This window comes from Staphylococcus sp. GDX7P312P, assembly GCF_008385775.1.
In the GTDB taxonomy this organism is placed as follows: Bacteria; Bacillota; Bacilli; order Staphylococcales; family Staphylococcaceae; genus Staphylococcus; species Staphylococcus haemolyticus.
In genome coordinates, this window is sequence record NZ_VUKI01000005.1 from 1 (window position 1) to 26,223 (window position 26,223).

The 26,223-nt window shown below is 31.1% G+C and carries 24 protein-coding genes; 4 read left to right on the forward strand and 20 right to left on the reverse strand.

Annotated elements, in window-relative coordinates:
* Nucleotides 1–511: 511 nt before the first annotated feature.
* The 7 genes from F1592_RS01675 to F1592_RS01705 form a co-directional block, all read right to left on the reverse strand.
* Complete coding sequence (locus tag F1592_RS01675) at nt 512–1,579, reverse strand: P-loop NTPase (RefSeq protein WP_037536100.1); 1,068 nt, start codon at nt 1,577–1,579, stop codon at nt 512–514.
* 144 nt (nt 1,580–1,723) lie between these two features.
* The gene (locus F1592_RS01680) at nt 1,724–3,175 is read right to left on the reverse strand and encodes an MDR family MFS transporter (RefSeq protein WP_053016683.1); all 1,452 of its coding nucleotides are present in this window, start codon (nt 3,173–3,175) and stop codon (nt 1,724–1,726) included.
* A gap of 75 nt (nt 3,176–3,250) precedes the next feature.
* On the reverse strand, nt 3,251–3,718 hold the full coding sequence (locus tag F1592_RS01685) for a SepA family multidrug efflux transporter (RefSeq protein ID WP_016931351.1): 468 nt from the start codon (nt 3,716–3,718) through the stop codon (nt 3,251–3,253).
* Between the two features lie 123 nt (nt 3,719–3,841).
* Nucleotides 3,842–5,170, reverse strand: coding sequence for a multidrug efflux MFS transporter SdrM (sdrM, locus tag F1592_RS01690; RefSeq protein ID WP_053016682.1), 1,329 nt, complete (start codon nt 5,168–5,170; stop codon nt 3,842–3,844).
* Between the two features lie 138 nt (nt 5,171–5,308).
* Nucleotides 5,309–5,992: a PAQR family membrane homeostasis protein TrhA gene (gene trhA, locus F1592_RS01695; protein WP_149809439.1), complete on the reverse strand. Its 684-nt coding sequence runs from the start codon at nt 5,990–5,992 to the stop codon at nt 5,309–5,311.
* Nucleotides 5,993–6,008: 16 nt separating this feature from the next.
* Nucleotides 6,009–7,196, reverse strand: coding sequence for a UTP--glucose-1-phosphate uridylyltransferase (locus F1592_RS01700; protein WP_037536090.1), 1,188 nt, complete (start codon nt 7,194–7,196; stop codon nt 6,009–6,011).
* A gap of 55 nt (nt 7,197–7,251) precedes the next feature.
* Complete coding sequence (locus F1592_RS01705; protein ID WP_053016680.1) at nt 7,252–7,770, reverse strand: metal-dependent hydrolase; 519 nt, start codon at nt 7,768–7,770, stop codon at nt 7,252–7,254.
* 176 nt (nt 7,771–7,946) lie between these two features.
* Between F1592_RS01705 and F1592_RS01710 the strand changes: the two genes are divergently transcribed.
* Together F1592_RS01710 and F1592_RS01715 are read left to right on the forward strand one after the other, a co-directional pair.
* The gene (locus F1592_RS01710; protein WP_011275180.1) at nt 7,947–8,207 is read left to right on the forward strand and encodes a SunI/YnzG family protein; all 261 of its coding nucleotides are present in this window, start codon (nt 7,947–7,949) and stop codon (nt 8,205–8,207) included.
* A gap of 153 nt (nt 8,208–8,360) precedes the next feature.
* Complete coding sequence (locus tag F1592_RS01715) at nt 8,361–8,675, forward strand: heme oxygenase (RefSeq protein ID WP_037536087.1); 315 nt, start codon at nt 8,361–8,363, stop codon at nt 8,673–8,675.
* Nucleotides 8,676–8,750: 75 nt separating this feature from the next.
* Here F1592_RS01715 and F1592_RS01720 read toward each other — a convergent pair whose 3' ends face one another.
* The 7 genes from F1592_RS01720 to F1592_RS01750 form a co-directional block, all read right to left on the reverse strand.
* Nucleotides 8,751–10,067: a YjiH family protein gene (locus F1592_RS01720; protein ID WP_267918339.1), complete on the reverse strand. Its 1,317-nt coding sequence runs from the start codon at nt 10,065–10,067 to the stop codon at nt 8,751–8,753.
* A gap of 269 nt (nt 10,068–10,336) precedes the next feature.
* Nucleotides 10,337–11,302: a FecCD family ABC transporter permease gene (locus F1592_RS01725; protein WP_053016679.1), complete on the reverse strand. Its 966-nt coding sequence runs from the start codon at nt 11,300–11,302 to the stop codon at nt 10,337–10,339.
* Nucleotides 11,299–12,330, reverse strand: a complete 1,032-nt coding sequence (locus tag F1592_RS01730; RefSeq protein ID WP_053016678.1) for a FecCD family ABC transporter permease — start codon at nt 12,328–12,330, stop codon at nt 11,299–11,301. Before F1592_RS01730 ends, F1592_RS01725 begins: the two co-directional genes overlap by 4 nt.
* Nucleotides 12,331–12,341: 11 nt before the next feature.
* Nucleotides 12,342–13,340: an ABC transporter substrate-binding protein gene (locus F1592_RS01735; protein WP_037536078.1), complete on the reverse strand. Its 999-nt coding sequence runs from the start codon at nt 13,338–13,340 to the stop codon at nt 12,342–12,344.
* 240 nt (nt 13,341–13,580) lie between these two features.
* Nucleotides 13,581–14,648, reverse strand: coding sequence for an alanine/ornithine racemase family PLP-dependent enzyme (locus F1592_RS01740; RefSeq protein ID WP_053016677.1), 1,068 nt, complete (start codon nt 14,646–14,648; stop codon nt 13,581–13,583).
* Nucleotides 14,649–16,409 (reverse strand): IucA/IucC family protein, encoded by a 1,761-nt coding sequence (locus F1592_RS01745; RefSeq protein ID WP_149809438.1) that lies wholly within the window; start codon nt 16,407–16,409, stop codon nt 14,649–14,651.
* A gap of 3 nt (nt 16,410–16,412) precedes the next feature.
* The gene (locus tag F1592_RS01750) at nt 16,413–17,582 is read right to left on the reverse strand and encodes an MFS transporter (RefSeq protein ID WP_037536069.1); all 1,170 of its coding nucleotides are present in this window, start codon (nt 17,580–17,582) and stop codon (nt 16,413–16,415) included.
* Between the two features lie 114 nt (nt 17,583–17,696).
* On the opposite strand from F1592_RS01750, the gene F1592_RS01755 reads away from it, so the two are divergent.
* Nucleotides 17,697–19,646 carry an IucA/IucC family protein gene (locus F1592_RS01755; protein ID WP_053016674.1) on the forward strand — a complete coding sequence of 650 codons (1,950 nt, stop codon included), beginning with the start codon at nt 17,697–17,699 and terminating at the stop codon, nt 19,644–19,646.
* A gap of 79 nt (nt 19,647–19,725) precedes the next feature.
* Here the strand turns inward: F1592_RS01755 and F1592_RS01760 are convergent, their stop codons facing one another.
* The 5 genes from F1592_RS01760 to F1592_RS01780 all read right to left on the reverse strand — a co-directional run bounded on the left by F1592_RS01760 (nt 19,726) and on the right by F1592_RS01780 (nt 23,965).
* Nucleotides 19,726–20,259 carry an Asp23/Gls24 family envelope stress response protein gene (locus F1592_RS01760; RefSeq protein WP_037536065.1) on the reverse strand — a complete coding sequence of 178 codons (534 nt, stop codon included), beginning with the start codon at nt 20,257–20,259 and terminating at the stop codon, nt 19,726–19,728.
* 60 nt (nt 20,260–20,319) lie between these two features.
* A complete protein-coding gene (locus F1592_RS01765) occupies nt 20,320–20,559 on the reverse strand; it encodes a DUF2273 domain-containing protein (protein WP_149809437.1) in 240 nt (79 codons plus the stop codon).
* A gap of 12 nt (nt 20,560–20,571) precedes the next feature.
* A complete protein-coding gene (gene amaP / locus F1592_RS01770) occupies nt 20,572–21,108 on the reverse strand; it encodes an alkaline shock response membrane anchor protein AmaP (protein WP_037536063.1) in 537 nt (178 codons plus the stop codon).
* 176 nt (nt 21,109–21,284) lie between these two features.
* Nucleotides 21,285–22,835, reverse strand: a complete 1,551-nt coding sequence (locus tag F1592_RS01775; RefSeq protein WP_053016673.1) for a BCCT family transporter — start codon at nt 22,833–22,835, stop codon at nt 21,285–21,287.
* 119 nt (nt 22,836–22,954) lie between these two features.
* Entirely contained in the window at nt 22,955–23,965 is a 1,011-nt protein-coding gene (locus F1592_RS01780; RefSeq protein ID WP_053016672.1) for a zinc-binding alcohol dehydrogenase family protein, read from the reverse strand.
* Nucleotides 23,966–24,108: 143 nt separating this feature from the next.
* On the opposite strand from F1592_RS01780, the gene F1592_RS01785 reads away from it, so the two are divergent.
* Nucleotides 24,109–25,110 carry an LLM class flavin-dependent oxidoreductase gene (locus F1592_RS01785; protein ID WP_037536057.1) on the forward strand — a complete coding sequence of 334 codons (1,002 nt, stop codon included), beginning with the start codon at nt 24,109–24,111 and terminating at the stop codon, nt 25,108–25,110.
* A 39-nt stretch (nt 25,111–25,149) separates the two neighbouring features.
* Here the strand turns inward: F1592_RS01785 and F1592_RS01790 are convergent, their stop codons facing one another.
* Nucleotides 25,150–26,001, reverse strand: coding sequence for an alpha/beta hydrolase (locus F1592_RS01790; RefSeq protein WP_053016671.1), 852 nt, complete (start codon nt 25,999–26,001; stop codon nt 25,150–25,152).
* Between the last annotated feature and the right edge of the window lie 222 nt (nt 26,002–26,223).

Sequence of the window (26,223 nt, forward strand, 5' to 3'; positions counted from 1 at the left end):
CATGTATTAGGCACGCCGCCAGCGTTCATCCTGAGCCAGGATCAAACTCTCCATAAACATTTATGATGTTTGATTAGCTCATAATACTTAATAGTGTTTTTAACATTTAAGTTACTGTTTTGGAATTAACGTTGACATATTGTCATTCAGTTTTCAATGTTCATTTTTTAAAATCAACTTCTTAATTATATAACTTTCATTTAACAAAGTCAATAACTTTTGTTGATTACTTTTAATATTTTAAGTCATCTTAATTTGTTTTGCAATGGTAACTTTTACACCATCAAAACAAACTTTATAAAGAATTAACATTCCGTTTTTGACGACTTTTATATAATATCAAGATAAAAGTATTACGTCAACACTTTTTTGAACTAAATTATAAATTATTTATTATTCAAATGGATGTGTTACTCACAAGAAATTATTTTATCAGATTCAAGATATTTTGCAATAGAAAAAACGCATGAAATTTAAAATTCCATGCGTCAATTTTACACTAAATCTATCTTTATTTTTTAATTGTAGATGCAATCACTTTTTGAGCGATAGATGTGTAGATTTTTCCTAAACGATCATCTGCTTGATAAATAGAGGGTGAGAAATCTTTAGGATTCCAAGTAGGTTGTTCTAATGGTAGTTCTCCTAATAACTGAGTATTTAATTCATCTGCTAGTTTACGTCCTCCGCCTTTACCAAAGACATATTCTTTATTACCTGTTTCTTTACTTTCGAAATAACTCATATTTTCGATAACACCGAGAATAGAGTGCTCGGTATGTTTTGCCATTGCCCCTGCTCTAGCCGCAACAAATGCTGCAGTAGGATGCGGTGTCGTTACAATTATCTCTTTACTACTTGGTAGCATTGAATGTACATCTAAAGCTACATCACCTGTTCCTGGAGGTAAGTCTAATAGTAAGTAATCAAGTTCTCCCCATTTCACTTCTACAAAGAAATTGGTTAACATTTTCCCTAACATAGGGCCACGCCATATTACTGGTGCATTCTCTTCTACGAAAAAGGCCATTGATATAACTTTCACTCCATGACGTTCTACTGGAATAATCTCTTTTCCTTGAACTCCTGGTTTCTCATCAATACCCATCATATCTGGAACACTAAAACCATAAATATCCGCATCAACTAAACCAACACGTTTACCTTCGCGGGCTAAGGCTACTGCTAAATTTACTGCTACTGTAGATTTACCTACACCGCCTTTTCCTGAAGCGATCGCTATAAATTCTACAGGATTGTCTTTAGATAAAAGCCCTTCAATGGTCTTAGGTTGTTCTTCCTTCTTACCAGTATATTGCTCAACCGTTTCGGCAGGTAATTCTTCAAATCTTATGCCAACAGTATTAGCACCATTATCTTTAAGCGCTTTAACTATTGCCATTTGTAAATCTAATTGCGGTTGTCCGCCTAATTGTGCCATTGCCACTTTGACACTAACATGCTCTATTTCTTCTTTGATAGTTACTTCTACAATACCGTCTGTCTCTTTAAGTGGTACATCTATAATTGGATCTTTTAATGCTCCAACTATTTCTTTCACTTGATCTACCGTTAACAATGAAAATCCCCCTTAGTATTCTTTATACCTCTATAATATCAAATATTAATATGTATTGACTTTCTAAATTAGTATATATTTTTTAAATGTATAAAAAAAGAAGTTAGCTCACTATCTGTTCGCTAACTTTTATCAATATGAGAATTACATATCCCGTGTATTTGTTGAATTTTTATTATAGTGTCTTTCCTCTTTGATGAATAAAGAGAAAATAAAACCAATAATTACAAGACCAGTTACTATTGCAAACGATAAATCTACACCAGCTGCAACACTCTGTCTTTGTAATATTTCATGGTTTGAACTTGCTGAAGAACCAGTGCTTAGTATTTTTGCACCAATACTCATAAAAGTGACCATTAAAGCTGTTCCTAGAGAGCCGGCCATAACACGACCGAAGTTCATGATGGCAGTACCATGTGATATATCTTCATTTCTAAGTGCATTGATGCCAGCAGTATTGATAGGCATCATTAGTAATGAAACTGCAAACATTCTTATAGCATAAACAACAACTAACATAGTGTATGATGAATCATATTTCAAGAAACTTAAAGATGCCGTTGTTGCGATAAGAATAATGAAACCAATTAAAATTAAAAGTCTAGGCCCATACTTATCATATATTTTACCTGTATAAACAGACATTATACCGTTTAAAATGGCTCCGGGCATAATGACCAATCCAGACATAAATGCGCTCAACCCAAGTCCATTTTGAACAAATAAAGGAATTAAGAGGGCTGGACCTACCATTGACATCATTACAATCATTGAAGTTATAGTACTGAAAGTGAATATTTTGCTTTTAAAAACTCTGAGGTTTAACAAAGGATTAGTGATACTTAACTGTCTTCTAATAAATGTGATAACTATTAGAATACCAATAATGGCCGAGATTATAACAATTGGATTAGTGAACCCCAAATTACCTGCGCTACTGAACGCATAAAGCATTAATCCGAATCCTAACGTTGAATAAACAACTGATCTTTTATCTAACGCTGTCTTTTTAGTCTCGTTATAACTAGATAGCGTGATAGCACCAAATATATATCCTACAAGCGCAATGCCTACAACTATAATGAAAGGCACTCTCCAACTTGTATTATCAATAATTAACCCTGAAAACGTAGGACCTATTGCTGGAGCAAATTGTATGACCAAACCAGCCAATCCCATTGCAAATCCACGTTTCTCTTTTGAAAATAAAGTAAACAATGTGAACTGCATGAGTGGCATAATAATTCCGGCACCAATAGCTTGAATCACTCTGGCAAACATTAGGACACCAAAGCTAGGTGCAATGGCAGCTATAATTGAACCAACTAAGAAAATTCCCATTGAAACTAAATATAATGGTTTTGTTTTTATTCGATCCATCAGATAAGCAGTTAAAGGAATCATCGTCCCATTTACAAGCATAAAGCCTGTTACTAACCACTGAGCAGTATTTTCAGATGTATTTAATTCTCTCATAATGTGTGGCAAAGCCGTATTTAGTAAAGTTTGATTTAAAATAGCGATAAATGCACTTAATAGCATTACCGCTACGATAAGGTTCCGTTTTTTTGTGGATACTTCTATATTCGCCATATATAAACTCCTTTTATTTCATACATATTTTTATATTCAATCAAACTTTAGTATGCCAAGCAAACTAAATGCTTGCTATTTCTTATTATTAAGGTTCTCACTATCTGGATAAAATATAATTTTAAATATATATAACAATCCTATGATGACTGAAATAACCCAAAAATCAATCTCGATATAAACGTAATGTATGTGAATAATAAAATAGAAGAGTATCGTAGTAACAACGTATGAAATCAAGTGGTACAAACTGCCATTAAAATATGGATTATTGGGCAATTGTTTTCTAAAATAGTCCATTAAATGTTCAATGGCAAATAAAATGAAGTAACCAAAAACAATATAGCTACCATAATAAACTAAATTATCTACTAAATTTTTATTGTAGGTAAAATAACCTAGCTTAAAAAAAATTAGAATTCGACTTAATCCAAATAAACCAAATCCTAAAAACATTAAAAAAATAGCACCTGAAATGATAAAGATAGTGAGGACAAGTAAAGTTGATAAAATATTTTTATAATTATTTTTAAAAAACTTCATCTTTCTGTCCTCCTTTTATACACGGTCATTTTATCATTAATAAATCACGATATAAAATTTAAAGTACGTTAGTCTAAAACTTTATTATTCTTCAATTATATTACATTTGAATGATTAAACACTCTATACATCTGATCTATAAAGCGTTGACCACATAATAATAAGAAGAATAGCGACTAATGAAACTGCAAATAATATATTGTAAAAATGCCCATCCATGATTCCAACTGACATAGCATAGAAATATCCCATTACAGTTGAACCTATTGATGAACCTAAATTTTTAGTTAATGCATAGAAAGACATCATTTTTTTCATATGTCTAGGATCTGTTTCTTCTTGAACGATGACACTGTCCTTTGTATAAACAAATCCAAAACTTAACCCAGCAAGAATTACTGTTGCTGCTATTAATAATGGTAATTTGAGACCAAACATGAGTATGATACTGCTAATCAATAATAATGTAAAAGCACTAATATATAATGCTTTTCGAGTTAAGTTCTCTTCTACCTTTGCTAAGTTAAAATTTAAAACTAACCAAGCTACTGATAGTGGGAATATTACCAAACCACTTTGAAGTGGTGAAAGATGTAAGTGATCTTGTAAGTAGATTGGAATGTATAAATTGTATCCCATTAAAGACATAGCTATTAATAAATCTGTTATAAACACTAGTGAAACTGAACGATTAAACTCTGAAATTGGGATAAATGGATGTTTTATTTTGCTCTCAAATTTAAATAAAATAAAGATAAAAATGAAAGCTAACATCAATGAAATAATATTTAATACTACTGATGACTTATTCAATAAACCAAACATAAATAATCCTATAAATATGTAAAAGAAAGAAAGTCCTTTAACATCGAAGCTTGAGGATTTAACTTCTGCTTCTTCTGGAAAATGAAAAGTAATAAATGCAAGTATGATTGCAATAACTGCTATCGGAATGTTTATAAAAAATAACCAATGCCATGTTGCAAACTCTAAAATTGCCCCACCTAATAACGGTCCAATAATACTTGAAATTCCCCAGACACTTCCTACTATTCCCATAATTTTGTATCTAAATGGTATTTCAAATGCTAATTTTGGAACAATTTGAGTCAGCGACATCATAACTCCTGCTCCCAATCCTTGAACGATTCTAGAGATAATAAGCATTAAAAATGTGCCACTCATTCCTGACATTAAACTACCAATACCAAATAAAAACACGCCTACCATTGCAATATATAATATTTTAAATCTTGTCAATAATTCACCAACAATAGGATTCGCAACTACAAGCGCTATGAAATAAACAGTAAATACTAATGATATAGATGCACCAGCGTTTAAATCAGTTCTTATAGTGGGCATCGCTAATGAGATAATTGAGCTTTCTATTGCAGCCATAAACATAGTTAAAACTAAAGTTACGACGATACCTATTGATTTAAAGTTCATGAACATTATTCCTCCTAAATAAATTTCAGATTCTTTAATAGGATAATCAACATTTTATTTTACATGCAATAGAATGATTACTTTTAATAAAAAATAAGACTGATGACCGATAAAATCATCAACCTTATTTTGAATTCTCTATATAAAATAAAGTATTGCTATTAAATGAAACATTGAAGCGATTACGATAAAAATATGCCAAATCATATGAAAGTATGGACGGTTTTTTTGGGCATAAAACCAAGCACCAATAGTGTAAGATAAGCCTCCTAGTACAATGAATAAGATAAATAACCAAGATGTACGCATAATGATAATAGGTAGAAAAATAATACCAACCCATCCCATTACTAAATAGACAATCAAACTTAATTTAGGATTCACATTAACAGAAATGGACTTATACAAAATTCCCCAAATTGTAGTAACCCAAAGTAATATGAATACAAACCAACCAACCCATCCTCCTACGACAGTTAATAAAACTGGCGTATAAGTACCTGAAATAGCAACATAAATCATACTATGATCAATAATTCTTAAAATATATTTGTGAGCAGTATTATTTTTCATTGCATGATATATAGTTGAAGAGATAAACATCATAAAAATACTAATTACAAATATAGAAATACTAACTGAGCTTAACGTTCCATGTGCTATATAACTATGAACTGCAGCATATGGTAGTAAAAAAAGTGTAAGTAACGCAGCTACACCATGTGAAACTGAGTTACCAATTTCTTCACCGAAAGATAGAGGAATGATGTCTTTAAATGATTCGACAACAGTACCTTTTACATTCTTAGTTGAGTTAGACATCTGGCTCCACCACCTTTTAAATTAAATTCAAACGTTCTAAATCTGATGTAGCAGTTTCAACACTATCTTTGCCTTCTTTATTTTTAAGTGGAGAAAATTCATCTTCTCTATTAACTTGCAACGTTACAAAACTTGTTGCATATCTAAAAATATCAAAGTAAAACAATTCAAATTTCAATGTTGGCTTTTCAACAACTCCAAAATCTTCATCTAATTGCTTTAATTTTTTCACTGCTAAGTGATATGGTAAATCATTATTTACTGCTTGTTTAATAAATGCAACTTTAAAGGCATGAATTCCAATGTTTGCATTATCAAACGTATTAGCGACCGCTTCATCCAATTCAGAATACTCAAGTACCGTGTCCTTACTATTTTGATTTACTAATCGTCCGACACTTTCACCATCTCTAGGTTGAATTGATTTAGAAGTTACGTCGCAATCGTTTACCACTGTAAACCCAGCAAATAATGGATCTAATACTTTAACTAATACGTTATCAATGTTATTTAAGAAAATAAATTTCACACCATCAGATGCCATTTTATCCAAGTAACCATTTTTTTCTAATGATTTAAATACACCACCATTTCCGTTTGGCGTCTCCATTATATATCCCTGTTCATTAAGTACCAATTGCCCAGTTTCACTTAACGCGACCATGTTTTCTTGTTTAAAGAAATGTACATTATCAGGGTTATAACCAAAATAATCATGTTGTTCAAAGTACGATAACGTTTCTTCATGATTGATATCACTAGTCATGATATACCAATTGATTAAATGACCAGTTTCCTTTTTAAGTTTAAGTAATTGTCGTGCTTGTAATTCAAACAAACTAACTCCTTTTATTTCAAATGAACCTTTAGGGCCTTTATAACCTAAACGCGTACCTTGACCACCGGCCATTAATAAAACTGCAAATTCACCGTTTCGTATTGCTTCTATGCCTTTTTGTTCATATTTATCACTTTCTTGATTAGTCAATTCAGTCTTGCGTAGATATTTTACTTCTGAAACAGATGACACATCAGAAATTGATTGACGGTTAACATATAAATCTTGAAATAATTGTTGAATACTTTCTAAATCTAATTCATTTACTTTCGATTCTAATTTTTCTTTTTCATTGCTGCTCATTAACTTTTCATATTCACTCAAATGTTCTTGATTATATTTCTTTAATTGATTTTGATCTAACATTTTAACTCTCCTTGTGATTAATTCAATATGTATTCATACTCTCATTATTTGATAGTTACCCTAAAATGGACTGACTTATATATTTTAATAAATGACTAATAGAAGTTTGAAATAATATGTATAATGCGCCAATACTTAATGCAGTAGCCAGTGATACATCGACTAAGCCACCAGTTTTAAAGGTAAACGGGAACTTAATAGTAAGAGGAATAGGATAAAGTAACTTTACTCCCCTTGGCGTTAACATATCTAGTATAACATGAGAGGCCATACCACCGATAATAGAAACCAAATAGTAAGTAGGAGTTTGAATCAAATTAAGGAGAAATATAATGATACCTATAAATAATAAGGAGTGAGTGAATGTCCTATGACCGAATAACAGCCTTATAATTAAACTAAGCAATTTTAATTTTCTACCAATTTTACTTCCAGTGTGACAAATGTCTGGTAATAAACTTGAAACTACAGATAAACATATTACTGTAACAGTTGAGAACAAATCTGTTTGAAAGTGTTCGGTTGTTAATGCACCTACTAGTAATCCAGCAGATACGTGAGTTTTGCCTGTCATAAACCTTCTCCTTTATACAGAACATTTTAACATAAACCACTCTAAAATACGAACATATTTTCGGTGTTGACTAAATAGTGTATCACAAAATTTAAAAAGTATATCATTAATACTTGAAAACGATTACACACTGATATATGATATAGACATAAATAACATAAAGGATGTGTTCTTTAATGGCAATGACTGTTAAGAAAGATAATAATGAAGTTAGAATTCAATGGAGAGTAGCTGATATCAAAATCCCTACTAGTGAAATTAAAAATATTTCACAAGACCAAGAAATTCATGCCGTTCCAGATTTAGATTCTAAAAATATTTCACGTATAGGTTCTACCTTTGGTAAAACTAATAGAGTGATTATTGATACAGATGATCATGAATACATTATTTATACGCACAATGACCAAAAGGTTTATAACGAATTAACTAAGTAATAACAATATACATTTTTCATTCGCAAAGTTATAAATAAACTGTCAACTTCCGCTATGTAGTTGACAGTTTTTTAATCTAAAATAATAAATACTGTATTACTTTGTATTTTTCTTAATATTAATTAAACTACACTTAGATAAGGAGGTTAAATTATGTTTGTTGTTACAAATAGAATCACCGTAAAAAAAGGATTTGCAGAAAAAATGGCGCCAAGATTCACTAAAGGTGGAAAAATTGAAGCATTGCAAGGTTTTCATAAAATTGAAGTTTGGAAAGTGGCACGAGATCATGAAAGTGAAGACATGTACGTAAATACATGGTGGGAGACTGAAAAAGACTTTGAAGCTTGGACTAAAAGCGATGCATTTAAAGAAGCACATCAAAACAGAGACAAAACATCGTCTGAATCTTCACCGGTGATTAGCAGTGAAATTGTTAAAGCTACGGTATTATCTACATTAAATTAAAAAAAGGCAATGAAGTATAGTTAGGAATTGTTTATTTCAACATTTCTAACCTTTAACTTCATTGCCTTTACTATTTTATAATAATAAATGAGCCAATAACGCTATAATTGGTAAAGTGATTGCAGTTCTAATTAGGAAAATCATAAATAATTTACCTAAACTTACCGGTATTTTAGAACCTAATATTACACCACCAACTTCTGATAAATATATTAATTGAGAAATACTTAAAGCACCAATTACAAATCTTGTAATCTCACTGTGCGCATCAGCAATTAATATAGATGGTAAGAACATATCTGCAAAACCAATCAATAATGTTTCAGAGGCTTTAGCCGCTTCTGGTATTTGTAATAATTCAAGTATTGGAATAAAAGGTTGACCAATAATTGAAAAAACTGGCGTATAATTAGCTATCATAGTCGCAAGCGTTCCGATGCTCATAACGACTGGAAGGATAACAAACCACATATCTATTACAGTTTTTAAACCGGATTTCCAAAACTCTTTAAACCCTGGTGCTTTCAATCCAACAATAGTTGCCTCTTCAAAACCATATCCCAGTGCCGTTTTACCTTCAGGTAGTTTTTCTAATCTAGTATTCTCAGAAACTTCTTTAGTAAATTCATCAGGTATTTTGTTTAATGGCCAAATACGTGGCATAATCATTGCAGCAACAAAACATGAAATAATTACAGTTAAATAAAACGCAAAAAATTTATGTTGTAATCCCACAGTTTCTGCAATAACGATAGCAAAAGTAATAGAAACGACACTAAACGTAGTAGAAATCACTATGGATTCCCTTCTAGAGTAAATGCCTCTTTCATACTGACGACTTGTTATTAGGACACCTACAGTTCCATCACCAATAAACGAAGCTAAATTATCCACTGTAGAGCGCCCTGGCAATGTGAATAATGGTCTCATAATTGGTCTAAATAAGGGGCCTAAAAATTCTAATAAACCATATTCCATTAAAAAAGGTAAGAATAGTGCAGCAAATAAAAATACTGCAACCAATGTAGGTAAAAGATCATAAAACACTAAACCACCAGTGTCCTCTGAATAAATAACCTTTGAACCAAGTTTAAAATAGGTCATCCATACAAAGACGACGGCTAATAATCTTAATGTCATCCAGACTGGACCAACTTTAAATGCACTATCTAATAATCCGCCTGGTTTAACTTTATTTTTAAAAATTGTCGAATAAAGTACTGTTAATATTGCAGACAATGTAATAATAAAAATTATAATAATTGGCATTGCATCACCTAGTAGACCTTTTAGCCAATTTGCTAAAAAGGCTACAGGTAATGTAGTTTGTTTCTCACCATCTTGTGTAACTGGTACTGGAATTAAGAAAAGTATAATTCCAATAATAGACATAGTTATGAATTTCGCTCTACCTTTGGCAATCTGTTGCTTTGAGTAACCTTCCACCACTAATAACCTCTTTCTTTCTCATTATTGATGCTTTTATATACATTGATTATGTAAATATATTTAGTAAAACAACGAACTTTTATATAAATATAAGAATATATGCATTTTTATAAATAGCATGTTAAATACTATATATCATTTTTAAATGATATGCAATATAAAAAGAGCTAATTTTCATCATAAATATGAGAATAATTAGCTCTTATATTTCATTAAATTCGTCTTAATAAAAATAAGAAATATGGCACCCCAATGATAGCAATTATTACACCCACAGGTATATCTAATGGTGGATGAATTCCTCTCGCTAACCCATCACTGAACAAGATTAAAATTGAACCTATACAACCAGACATAATTACAACATGGAAGTAACGCTGACCTACAATAGATCTGGCGATATGTGGTGCAATTAGGCCTAGAAAACTTATACCGCCTACTACTGAAATGGAGGCACCAGCCAGCATAACCGACAAAATAAGTAAGATCATTTTGAGTCTTTGTACTCTTGCACCAAGTGCCGTAGCAATATTTTCTCCTAAATTTAAAATATCTAATTGATAACTTAAACATAATACGAGTGGTAAGGTTATAACAAACCAGGGTATGATTGAATAGAAATTTTCAATAGTATGACCATATAAACTTCCTGTCAACCAAACTAATGCATTGTTTGCATCCATAGGGTTTCTAATAAGTAAAAATTGAACTACAGCGGTACATATAGCACCGATAGCTAACCCTATTAAAGCTAAAGTTGAGCCTTTAATATTATATTTAGAAATTAAAAATGACAAAATCAAACTAATAAATAATGCACCTATGAAGGAACCAATAGGTAGTACTAATAGCGGCGCTGAAGGAAATAGCATAATTACTATAATAGCTGCCAAACTTGCGCCTTTAGTTATACCTATAACATCTGGAGATGCTAGTGGATTTCTAACTACCCCTTGAATCACCGCACCAGAAATGGCCAAACTACTTCCTACAACTAAACCTAGTAACGTTCTTGGAATTCGGTACTCGTTTAAAATGAAATCATCGAATTTTAGAATTCCGTGAATTGCTTTCAAAGGACTGTACATTGTTGAACCAACACATAAACTTACAAATATGCTTACAATTAAGCAGATGATTACAACAGTGTAACGAATAGATAATTGTCGTTTTGTCATATTCGTTTCACCCCTTTTAAAGTTATTAATAGGAAATAAATTGCCCCAACAAATGAAGTGACAATACCAACTGGAGATTCGTAAGGAAATGTAATAAGTCTACTTAACATATCTGATAGTAATAATAAATCGGCACCTATCAAAAAAGTTAAAGGCACCATTAAGAAGTAATCTTTACTTATATAACGTTTAACTATATGAGGGACGATTAAACCAATGAATCCAATCGGTCCAGCTATTGAAACAGATGCACCTGCTAATACAATTACAAGTATACCTATTACAATTCTAATCAATTGGGTCTTTTGTCCTAACCCTTTCGCTATGTCGTCCCCTAATTCCATAATGGTTAATTGACGTCCTAATAACATAGTTATAATTAGTGATAATATTAGCCAAGGCATAACTGACAATACTGCAGTCCATTTCAATCCATTAAGAGATCCTACCAACCAGAACATAACAGTGGTATTAGAATCTTCATTTAGTATTATGATACCTTGCGTTAAACTACTGAAAAATAAATGAATTGCCATTCCAGCAAGAGCTAATTTAATTGGCGTTATTTTTTTCGTTGAACCAGATAGTATATATACAGTTAGTCCGCCAATAAATGCCCCTAAGAATGCCAGATATGTTGCATAGTTACCTAATGAAGGTATTAATATCGTCACTAATACTATTACAAATGATGCACCTGAATTAACACCAAATATTTGTGGAGACGCTAATGGATTCCTAGTAATCGCTTGCATTAAGAGGCCAGCTAAGGCTAACGCACCGCCAATTAATAACCCACCAATCATTCTTGGCATTCTCACATTATGAATTAGAAATGTTTGCTTATTATTTATAGATGTAAAAAAGTATTCAAAAATATGTTTAGCATGAATTTCAGACGAGCCAATCGCTAAATTAAAATAAGCAAAAATAAAAAGAAAGCACCCACTCACAATAAATGTGAGTGCAGTGCGTCTCTTATTTGCTTTGTCTAAAGCAGATTGACTATCAGTAGATCTAATAGTCATATTTTGCCACCTTACTTTTCTTTATCTTTCTTTGAAATTTCTACAAGTTCTTTAGCCATTTCTTCAGAAGATATTAACCCTCGAGCTCTTGCCCAAGTATCACGACTAACGATACTTACACGATTATGTTTAACCGCATCTAATGTGTCCCAAACCGGATCTTTTTTCATTTCTTGATATGATGGTTCTTTAGGACTTGCGCCATCAGTCATTATAAACATACGTTCAGGATTGACGTCTTTTAATGTTTCTGCATTAAGTTGTAAATAAGGTCCTTGTAAATATTTGCTTAACCCTTTAGTGACGTCTTTATTTAATGCTTCTTTAAAGCCAAGTTGACTTAAGAATTGACCTACATAAGATTCACTTGGATGAGCTAATAATCCAGATTTAGACGCTACAGCTGGTAATACTTTTTCATTTTTATCAAATTGAATTTCATCTTTATATTTTGCAAGTTTTTCTTTATGCTCTTCTAAACGTTTCTTACCTTCATCTTCTTTATTTAAAGCTTTGGCAATTGTTTTAAAAGCCTCTATATTATCATTATAATCTCCATCAAAACTTTTTAATTCAATTGTTGGAGCAATTTTACTTAATTCTTTGTAAATACCTTTGTGTCTGTTACTATCTGCAATAATTAAATCTGGTTTTAATTTACTGATTTCTTCTAGGTTGGGTTGTTTACGAGCACCAACAGATTTATAATCTCCAATTTTTTCTTTTAATGGTTTAATAATACGATTTGGTTTGTTGTCATCAGCAACCCCAACAGGTTTAACATTTAGTGCCGCTAAAGCATCTACAAATGAAAATTCCAACGCTACGACACGTTTAGCATCTTTAGGAACTTTAGTTGTGCCTAATTCGTGTTTAATTTTAATAGAATCTTTCGATGACGATTTATTACCTGAATCACCTGATCCATTATTGCTAACATTACCACAAGCAGTAACTAAAACTAATGCAAATAATAATGCGACTATACCTGCAAACTTAAAGCCTTTCATGAATTCCACTCCTTAATATGTATAGGTTTACAATACATAGTTTATTGATAACGATTATCAATGTCAATATAATTTAGTATAATTTTTAAATTTTTTATAAAAGTAGATTAGAATTTTAATTATTAATGGATTTTACCTATAAATGATAAAATAAAAAGCCATTAATCAGAATAAATTCAAAATTAAAGGCTAATTCATTTATTAAAGTTTATATGATTAATAATACCTACAAAGAATTGATTAACATTTTTTATTAATCAATAATGGAGAATTGACCATCTTACTATTCAAAGAGTGAATATAATTATCCTTAAAATAGTGCTTTGTCATATGGTTATGATACATTACTTGAGAAAGCGCCTCATACTCCATAGCAAATTCTATAATATCACCAACTTTATAGTAATCTTGATTATTTAAATTAATCATTAGATGATCACTTGATGCACCAACAATGCTAACATCATTCTTAATAGGTTTAATTTTATTTACGTCTGTGTCAACATATCCAATATCTACAATCGCTTGTAAATAGCATTGGTTATTGTCAGATAGACGTGGTTTAATCTCTAAAATTTCCGCTTCTAATGTAATTGCATTTTGAAAAAGCATGGGTATAGATTGATTTGTTGTAGTATCTATCCCTCTAAATAATGCCTCGCCTATTCGTAACTCATTAATCCTACCCAAATCATTGTACATTAATTGGGGTATCATACTTGAGTTTCCACCTGATACAACTTTTAGTCTAAACCCTAAATTATATTCAATAGCATCAACGAATTGATTTATCTTTAATATATCTTCTTCAGTCGGAGCCGAAGACTTGAAACACATAAAGTTAAATGCAATACCTATTAATTGAATATGAGTCATTTTGATGATTTCTTCAATATAATTTAGTACATCATAAGTTATAACCCCTTCACGTCTATCCTTCCAATCTATCATTAACATAATTTGATGTTTTTGATTTAACTGTTTAGCAATCTCATTAATCTCTTTAATTGACTCAATTTCAGTTTGCATACTCATTTTCACTGATTTAATCAGTTGAGTATAATGTTTTTTAGATGTTGGTCTTAGTAAAAGATAATCACATTGCCCTTTGAAATCTTCATTTATATTTTCAAGTCTTGATTCTGCAAAATGGGTGAACCCTGATTGAATTAATGTTTCGATAATTCGACTATCACCAGCTACACATTTAATTACTGGGGTTAAATGTATATCATTATTTTCTAATAACGTTCTTAGTACATCTGCATTATATTCAATTTTAGATAAGTTTATATTGATTTGAGCCAATTATCTCACCTCATCTTTAATTGGATTATCAAGTTCGATATTTAAATATTTTTTCACTCTATTGCTCATACGCATGCGTAATAATGCCTTAACAGTAATCTTTGAACCAAAGAGTACATCTTTTAAAGCTTGAGCATGTGGTTTATTATCATTTATTGCTAATTTAACTTCATTTTGAACTAGAGAGAACAATTCTTCTTCAGTTACAAATTCCGTTTTTGAAAAGTGATGAATTAATTCAGCTAACTGATTCTGAATAACAGCATGCTGAAATTTCGCAATCACTTCTTCAATTGAATCTGCCAATAAACTTTGATTGGACACGTTGATATTTTTCAGTTTATGCGTAAGTGTATTTAAATCAATACGAGACCCACCTAAATCACGCACAATAAAATTCATTTGATAATTAGGTCCTAAATTAACTATAGTATTTTGCATATGCGCTTCTAAAGCTATGCCATACTCTTGAATTAAATTGATTAAAGGCGTAATAAGTTGTCGACTATAATTTTGAATAAAGGTTAATATACCTATATTATTTAACTCACCATTAACCCATTCGATATAACTATCAACTGTAATATGTCGATCAATTGGATTAGGATTAACCAATGCACCAGTAACAATAGTCACCCCATTGTTTGCAATATAAGGTGTTTCTCTGACAATGCATGCTAGCTGTCTAGCATCCTCGTCATTTGTTTTCGCACATAAACCATAAGGTTCTAATGCAACATTTAGTTGTGGATATTGATTTAATACATTTTGTAAAGCGCTACTTAATTTAGGTCCGTCTACCGTTGTAACACTTGAAACTGTTCTGACAGCACTCGTTGCTTGTACATTGACAGGTAATTTTATATGATATGGCTTATTGATGAGTGCCATCGTCCTAAATGATAGTGTTGCTTTCGAATCGACATCAAATGGTGTTGTTAATAAAAACTTATTTTCAATCCAATTCGCAAACTTATCGTAGATAGTATGGTTGTATTGCCATGGATGTACTAATATCACAAAATAGTCTTCTAACGAAATATGAATAGACTGTGCATATTTTCTAATTCTTGTTTGATATTCAGGTATTACTTTCTTCAATATATAATCTTCATCATTATCTATACACGTAGCTTGTGCACAGTCTTTATGGATTAACATAATTTTTAACGGTATTACTTTTTCAAACTCAGGTGAATACATTTTAACTTCATCCATAGTTAATGGCAGTTTCGTTTTAGTAAGTGGATGTGTAGGATGACCTTCTAATACTAAGCTTTCTGAATATAACAAATCATTGATTTCATTCGCGTCACTCAAATGTTGTAACCATGCAAAAAAATTTAAAGTTGTTGGCATACCAGAAAATTGCATACTAGATTGCACATTATGTTGACGTTGATAAAATTGTTTATAAATTTCAACAAAACTATCTCTACTATGTATTATTTCATCTATTAATTGCTGATGTATATTAATGTCAAAATGATTACTTAATATTTCTAATAAAGCTTCTACTGTTGATACTTCCATTATATTAGCACCACATTGATATGTAATTGGTCCTACAAATTCATACCTTGACATTACACTGTTATGATTAAAGTGAGTAGAAAGTATACATCCATGATATTGTATATCTAATTGATCATCTTTAGTTGTAATAATAGTTTGTTCTTGCCAAATGCCTTCTTTTATTAAAGCATTTAAAATACGATATTGTATATTAGTATCCGCATTTTGCCATGCGTTTAGAATCATACTTTACTCCTCCAATTTAATTGGTCTTTGAATTATATATGCAATAAATGCAATTACAAAAGTAAATGTTCCCATTGTGATAAATGTATTAATAGGTCCCATTATTTCTGATAATGTTGTTAATATTAAACTACCTAAAGGAATCATCCCTCTATCCATCATGACGATACTTAATATCTTTCCTCGATGCTCTGATGCTATATCCTCTTGAAAATATATACGATTTGATGTTCTAGCTAATTGACCAAATAAACCTACAAGTGACATGCAGATAAACATGAATATAATGTTATGCATAATGACACCTACAAGCGCTAATCCAAATAGACAAGAACTTAAATAATACATTTGAACAGTGGTGAACTTTTTCAAAATTATGGGTAGTATAAGTGTTGCAATCATACCACCTACAGCACAAAAGGTCATTGACACACCAAAGATTTCTGAGCGACCAGGAAAGAGATCATGTACTAATACAGGTACTAGTGTAGTATACGAAAACCCAGTAGCCATGATAATCAATGACGTAATAAATATTCTTGAGGCCTGCATATTATTCTTAAAGTATTCCCACACAACCGTAAATGAAAACCCTTTGTTAGCTTTATTTACCTCACCAACTGTCTTGAAGGTTAATGGTAAACACAATAGAACAGCAATGAAGTAACACATTGATTGCGCTAGGAAAGTAAACGGTGCATGGTAAATTGAGAGTATCAATCCTGCGATTGCCGGACCTATTGAGCGACATATGTTTATGATAAAAGAATGATATGAAACGGCTTGGCTTGTATTTAAATGTACAGATAAATCGGGCAATACAGCTTGTCTTATTGGTGTTTCCGTCGCATTAATCATACCTCGAAGTGTGGCATAAATAAGGATTATAATAATCGGCACTTGTTCTAATAAAAAGGTACAAACACATAGTGTGCTTGTCACTAAAAATGAAGATGAAATGGTAAGTTTCAATAATTTTCCTCTATCAAATTTATCAGCTATAGCGCCAGCCCAGACACTTAGTAACAAAATTGGTACGAGTCGGCAAAAATTAACCAATCCCAAATAGACTGCGTTATGATAACTAGTAAGTACATACCAATTCAAGCCAATTTGTCCTATCCAATTCCCTAGAAATAATAAAAAGGAACTAGAGAAGAAAAATTTCGCCACAGTATTCCACCTACTTATTTATAATAAATTTTATAATTGATAATGAATATCATTATCGATATTATGGATTATACAAATGATTTAGATTTTTGTAAAATGAATTTGAGGTGCAATATGGATAATTTAATTTCAATAGACAATATAGATTTACATTTAACTGATGAAGAATTAGGAGCTTTATCGTTTTTAAAGCAAGAAATACCCCATTTAGTAAACTACTTTAAAAATGAATTGCTCGTTGCACGAGATAAAATTTCTCAACGCTTAATTACATCCCTTTACAGAGAAAATTTAGTCAACGCTAAATCAAATAGTACCTTTGTCTCATCATGTGATATTAAAAACTTTCCAATAAGTGGAGAACATCAAATTATGCGTGTGCATTTTCCCGAAAGCGATAAATATTTATTCGCAAAAGTTTCCGGAACACATGCATTTGGTCGTGTAGATGTTGAAGGTCCATTTTATTATTGTGATAGTGATGGTAGTCAATGTGTTCGTATACTTCATCCTAATGAAGTATTATCTGATATCTTAAAAGAAAATCCAGAGCTAGATAATGAGGCAAGTTCTCAATTCAAAGACGATATGGAAAACAGTGTTGCAAATATGGCGTTAGCACTTGCATATCAAGCATATGAGATGCAACATTCAAATGAACCTTTATTGGAAATAATTCTTAATGAACAAGATAGTTATTTGCGTTCAGAGCAGGCAGTTATAGAGGGACATCCGCTTCATCCTGGAGCTAAATTGCGCAAAGGCCTTAATGCTAATGAGAATATTAAATATAGTTCAGAATATAACAAAGAAATTCATTTAAAGTGTGTGCTTATTCACCAAAGTATCGCTAGAACACAATCTTTATCGTTTACTTATAATGCTGAATTAGAAGCACAATTTCCAGAACTATATAGCCAAATTAAAACTGAGTGTGATAACTTGAGTAATCTGAGTGAATATCATTTAATGATTGTTCATCCTTGGCAGTTAGATAATGTATTATTAAGTCAATACGAAGAGGAAATAAATAATAATTTAATGATTCCACTAAAGATAGAAATACCTTATTACGCTGGTTTATCTTTTAGAACTTTAATGCCAAAATTCCCAAGCATGCTGCCACATATTAAGTTATCTACCAATGTACATATTACTGGTGAAATTAGAACTTTATCTGAACAAACAACTCACAATGGTCCTTTAGTTACTCAAATCTTAAATGACATTTTAAAGCAAGATAAAGATTTCACTCATTATAGAGTTGGTATTTTAAATGAATTTGCTGGTATTCACTTTTATAATTTAAATGACGAGGAAGCTATTCAAACAGATCGAAGTGAACAATTAGGAACGCTCTTTAGGGACAATGTATACAATCTAACTGAAAAAGATAGTATTCCTATGATTCCTTCAAGTTTAGTGGTTAATTATAAATATAATGAAGAACCACCAATTATTAGTTTAATTCAACGTTATAAACATCATTATGACAAATCTAATCTTGATATCGCAGCTCAAGAATGGTTGTCAGATTACATTTCTCAATTGTTAGGCATAGTGATTCCTTTATTTGCTAAATATGGCATTGCACTTGAAGCACATTTACAAAATTCAATTGCAACATTTAACGCTGATGGACGATTAAATACTATTTATATTCGCGATTTTGAAGGCTTACGTATTGATGAACAACTTTTAAATGAAGCTGGATATACGACAAATGATTTTCACGAAAAATCTAGAATCTTGACCGATTCTAAAACAACAGTATTTAATAAAGTCTTTTACTCGACAGTTCAAAACCACATAGGTGAACTTATATTAACTGTTTCAAAATTCATTGAAGATGAGGAATTTGAATCTAAACTGTGGGATAGCGTAAGCAAAATTATTCATAACATTTTAAATAGCTTAACGGATATTAACACAAGCCGCATTTCAGAAATTAAACAAATTATGTTTGATAGAGACATTGATTATAAATGCGTGACAACGATGCGTTTAGAAGATGAAGCACATCACTATACTTATATTAAAGTAAGTAATCCACTACATGGTTAAATGATATTAGAAATCAAAACTTAATTCTAAAATAAAAAAACCCTTTAGGTTATATAAACCTAAAGGGTTAAATCTATTATTATTGTAATCCTGATCTTTCAGAATTGTTGTTGTTATTATTATTGTTGTTTTTTTCGTTTTTTTGTTGCCATTCTTTTTTAGTCATAACATCATCAACTTGCATGTTAACTTCTACAACTTGTAAACCAGTGATGTATTTAACTTGTTCTTTTACTAATTCAGTAACTTTACGGAAGATTTTTGGTGCTGATTCACCATATTCTAAGATTACTTTTAAGTCGATTGCTGCTTGTTTTTCGCCAACTTCAACAGAAACACCAGTAGTTACATTGTTGCCACTAGAGAATGCGTTAGTAAAGTTATCAGCGAAACCGCCTTTCATATCTAAGATACCTTTAACTTCACGAGCTGCGATTCCAGCAATTTTTTCTACAACTTCATCTGAGAAAGTTAATTTGTTTTCAAATTGTTGTTGTTCATTTTGTTCTCTGTATTGTTCAGCTTGTTTTTGTTGTTCTTCTCTTTCTTTTTCATTAACTCCAGTTTGATTATTGTAAGCTTGTTTAGCTTTGTTATTGTTATCTACTGACATATTACATTCTCCTTTATAATTGATTTTTTTCTTTTAATATTTAGTTCTTAAATAAAGTATTTAACTCCATCTATTTAAGAAATTCATGAAATCCTGTGTACGGTCTTTAATATACCCAACACCAATTCCGATTAAACATAAAACGATAACCAAAATTGTTTTCCAAAATCCTAAAGTTAGGAATAAGATTGCTATAATTAAAAATGCAAAGAAACCAATGATACGCCATTTATATGATTTAATGAAGTCAATGATTTGTTCACTTGCATCTTGTCCATTTTGATTATTATTATCAGCCATGTTATCCCTCCCTTACAGAACGCGTTGTCCAGCAGTTTTTTGATCTCTGACATTTACTTCAAGTTTTCTCACTGGTAATTCAGTAAAATGTTCTACATTATGCTTAATGTCTGAACGAATACTTTCAGTTAGTGACTTAACTTGTACATCATTTGGTACTAAGAAGTCAGCCTTGATATCAATGTAAGATTTGCTTTTCTTATTATAAAGCTTCGCTACAACATTAGGTTGTCTTACTTGATCGTATTTAGTAAGTGTATCGTAAGCTGATTTTTCAACTGCTTTACGAGATACATAAATATGACCATCATCATAATCTTTGTATAATCCTGGTTTTCTATATGTTGGTTTAAAGATGCTGAATACTAATATTAAACCTATCAATATAAGTAGAGCAGCTAAACCAATTAATAGTGGTTGGAACCAATTGAATTGTAAGAAGAAGTCTTGATACTTAGATATACGACTATCTTTTATGTACATAAACAATAGGAATCCAACAATAGCAACTATTAATAGGCCGAGGATAAAGTTTTTTAGCCTTTTCACCTCGTATGCACCTCCTAAATTATTGTTGAATTATTATATAGAAAATAATACCCTTTAAATATTTTTCAAAACATTAATGAAAAACTATTAATTTAATTATATAAATATTTATTAAAGTTTTACTTTCTAGATAGAATATTCCCAAATTTAGCATAATAAAAACATATATTTTATTATTATTTTTTCAATTCGTTTTGCTTTGAACTTTTATACTGTAGTATGTTTGGAAACTTATTAGAAGTTCTTGGATGATCGATACTTAATGATTTAAACAATGACCAAATCATTAAAATAATAACTATTGAAAATGGTAAAGCGGCAATGATTAATAAGTTTTGAATCGCTTGTGTACCACCTGTATAAATCATAATCATTGCAAATAATGCTAGAATAATACCCCAACTGACTTTAACAAATGATGCAGGATTGATGTCACCTTTTGAACTAAGCATACCCAATACGTATGTTGCTGAATCGGCTGAAGTAACGAAGAAGATCATAATAACTATGAGAGTGATTATGCTAAGAATAAATCCTAGTGGATAATGTTCCAACGTAGCAAATGTTGCAGTTTCAGTAGCTTCTTTTGCAATGTTAGCAATGCCATTATCTTGTAAATAAACGGCAGATGCTCCAAATACAGCAAAGAAGAAGAAACATACAAGTGCAGGTACAAATAGAACACCAAGTATAAATTCTTTAATTGTACGACCTCTAGATACCCTAGCAATAAAGATACCCACGAATGGTGCCCATGATACCCACCAAGCCCAATAGAATATTGTCCAGTTTTGGAGCCATTGGAATTTTTCTCCTCCATTCATTGGAATACGTAAACTCATACTAAAGAAATTAAAGATATAATTACCTAAACCATTTGTAAATGTATTTAGAATATAAAGTGTTGGGCCAAGAATAAATAAGCCAATTAGTACAATAAAGGCTAACAACATATTGACGTTACTAAGCGTTTTAATCCCTTTATCAATACCTGACCAAGCAGACCATGTAAACAATATAGTCGCAATAATAATTAATATTACCTGTGTACCGAAATTGCTTGGTACATTAAATAGGAAATTTAGGCCTTCATTTATTTGAAGTGCACCAAATCCGAGAGTTGCTGCGACGCCTGTAACAGTGGCGATAACAGCTAATACATCAATTGCACCACCTATAGGGCCTTTCATTGATTTTTCACCAAATATAGGAACTAAGGTTGCACTTACTAATCCAGGGTAGCCTTTATGGAAACTAAAATATGCAAAGACTAATGCTACAATTCCATATACTGCCCATGCATGTAATCCCCAATGAAAGAACGAAAATTGAAATGCATCATTGATTGCAGATTGAGTACCTGCTTTATGTATAGGGGTTAACGTAAATGCGTGGCTTATTGGTTCTGCAGTAGTCCAAAATACTAGTCCAATACCCATACCAGCACTAAATAACATGGCAAACCAAGATGGTAGTGAGAATTCAGGATCTTCTCCTTCTTCACCAAGTGTTATCGATGCATATCTTGAAAACAATAAATATACACAAACAAAGAATATGAGTAAAACCAGTAACAAATAATACCAAGAGAAATTCTTTGCTATAAATGAAGTAATGTTTTGTGTTCCCGTTTCCAATTGTTTAGGCATAAACGCGCCGTATAAAACGAATAGTGTACAAATAGCTAATGCTGTCCAAAACACAAAACTAATTGATTTCTTTCGCATCATAATACTCCTTTCAATAAAATGGTTAATTATACATTTAAGTCAAAATAAAATGACGTTTATCCTATTGCCTTTTTTTATAGGAATAAACGCCATTTATAAAGAAATATAATAGTTTGTTAATTTAAATTAATGACCAATTTGCCAATCATTGTATTGGATTCTAATATTTGGTGTGCTTGATAGATGTTTTCAGTGGTTAATCCTTCTTTAACTTTAGTTGTTGTAGGTTGATAAATATTTTGTTCAACTTTATTTGTTATGTCTTCTAAATATTCATGATGTTTTATCATATCATCAGTTTGATTTAATGGTCTAGCAAACATAAATTCATGTGAGAAACTTAAGCTTTTTGGTTTCAAAGCATTTAAATCTTGGTCATTTTCAAAAGCTACAATAGTAGCAATATGCCCTCTAGGTTTCACTAATTGAATCATGTCGTCATAGTACATATCCGTATTGAATGTACAGAATACGTAATCAACCAGTTCAATACCTTGTGTCTTAAATTGTTTTAGTAAACTCTCTTTGTGATTGAGTACAATATCAGCACCCATTTTTTTAGTCCACTCAATCGTTTCATTACGCGACGCTGTAGTAATAACCCTTAAACCATAGGCCTTAGCAATTTGAGTAGCAATACTTCCTACGCCACCTGCACCATTTATAATTAACAACGTTTTACCTTCATTTTCATTACGGTTGCGTGAAATACTAAACACATCAAACAATGTTTCATATGCTGTTATACCGGTTAATGGTAAGCTTACTGCCTGCTCAGCGCTAATATTTTTAGGTGCCTTAGCTACTAATCTCTCATCAATCAATTGGTATTCTGCATTTGATCCGTTTTGATCAGGTGAACCAGAGTAATATACAACGTCACCCTGATTAAACATAGTAACTTCACTTCCAACAGATTCAACCACACCAATCGCATCAAATCCTAGTACTCGAGGTGCTTTTGATACATCCATTAATCGCTGTTTTGTATCAACGGGATTGACACTCATAGACTGAATTTTAACTAATAATTCATGTGCTTTTGGTTCTGGTATATCTAAATTATAAGTTTTAAATAAATTTCCATCTGATAATTTAAACGGTTGTTCAAATCCAATTGCTTTCACTATTCATCCGCCACCTTTTTCAAAGCTAATATTACACTAAGTATAATATTTCAAACAAATATATAGCAATATAGAAGCCTTCAATTTAAAATACAACTAAATCTAATTTATCCTATAAAATCATTGAAAGGAGCATATAAAAATTGAAATTAAGTATTTTAGATTATGTTCCAATTTTTGAAGATAGAAACGCCCATGATGCATTTAATCATAGCATTACATTAGCCCAAACTGCTGAACAATTAGGTTATACAAGATATTGGGTTGCTGAACATCATAATGTATTCTCTGTTGCGTCAAGTGCACCTGAGATCGTAATGATGATGTTATTAGAGCAAACACAAACTATTAAAATAGGAAGCGGAGGCGTCATGTTACCGCACTACAGTGCCTACAAAGTGGCAGAACAATTTAGAATAATGGAAGCTCGCCATCCTAATAGAGTAGATATGGGTTTAGGTCGTTCTCCGAGTTTCAAGCAAGTAAATGAAGCACTTAATGAGTTTAAATCAACAAAACCAAATTTAGACAATCAAATAGAGGACTTACTACATTACTTTAGCAACAAATATGAAGCCCCGCATCGATTCATGTCTATCAAAGCAACACCTGAGATTGATACTTCTCCACAAATGTTTATTCTAGGTCTGAGTGAGAGAAGTGCGGAATTAGCTGCTCAAAAAGGGCTACCATTCGTCATTGCATTTATGGGACAATCTCAAACCAAGATTAATAGACTAATAGAATATTATCGACAACGATACAAACAATTGAATGATATTTCAAAATCTAATGAGCCATATGTAATTATGTCGACATTTGTAGTTACTGCAAACACGCTTAATAAAGTTGATGATTTATTAGATGCATTACATTTATGGCTTTTACGCATTAATTATCTTAACCAACCTAAATCATATCCTTCTATTAATACTGCTCAAAAACGTAAGTATAGCACTAGTGAACGTAATAAAATTGAGAAAAATAAAAGCCGTGTCATAAGTGGATTGCCTAAAGATATTCATCTAAAATTAACTTATTTATTAAATACGTATCAAGTGGATGAAATCATGATAATGCCTCATGTATATGGGGAACAAGCAAGATTGGAATTGATTCAATTAGTCGCCAATAATTCACTTTAAACTTTGATTATTTCAGTGTTCAAGTTATGTTATAACTTACTATTGCCATAAAAAATTTATGATTTCATCTGACACTTCTTTATTATGATGTAGCGCACTATGTTGCGCTTTCTCCCCTTTATATTCAGATTCTTTATATGTTTTAGGACTATTGCCCAATAAGTATTTTAAAGAGCGAGACGAACTATTAGATACCCTTCCATCAGAGTGTGTTCCGTCTTGCAAATCCCCATAAATATTTAACACTTCTATGTTTTTATTTTTATAGACATCTTTTAGATCTAATAATTTTTCATAATCAGCATTCATTTTACTAGGCTTACCATCTTTATCGACAGTAATTTCATTTACTTTTTCATTTAAATTTAAAACACCGTTATATGTACCAGCTATATTTACTTCTTTTTGAAGTTGAGGTAATTGTCTATCATTTCCATAATATTTCATAAAATAAGCAAAAGATAAGTTTCCCATTGAATGCGCTACAAAATTATAATTATCTATATTGTATTTTGATTTCATTTTTGTAAGTACATTTTTTATGTTTTGAGCATTTTGCATTATGTCACCATTTTTATTATCCTCAAATAATATTTTTATAATTGGATTTTTAGACTTCTTTGAAATTTTGCCACTAAACTGTACTTCTCCGCTTGATAAAACATATGCTGTAACTACATCCTTGGTGACACCTTTTTTTACAGCTTGATTGACCATATATTTTTCAGAATTATTGGTTCCGCCATATCCATGCATAAATAAAGTTGCAACTTGCTTTTTATCATTACTTTGATAATGAGATGAATTGTTACTCTTTGATTGACATCCTATTAATGTAAAAATCATTAGGCTAATAATTAAACTAAATATTATCTTTTTAAAAGTTCTCATAATAATACTCCAATATGTTTTCTTTAAGTATAAATGATGTAGTTACAAAAATGAAAATTAAGTTAAATAGAACGTTTAAGCATATGTGGTAATAAGTTGAATATATATTTTTGAATTATTTTTTTCATGTGATCAAGCCAAGAAAAAATAAATAGGACTGAGAAAAGCTAAATTTAGCATTTCCCAATCCTACCTTACAATTGTATCTATCATTGCTTTTTG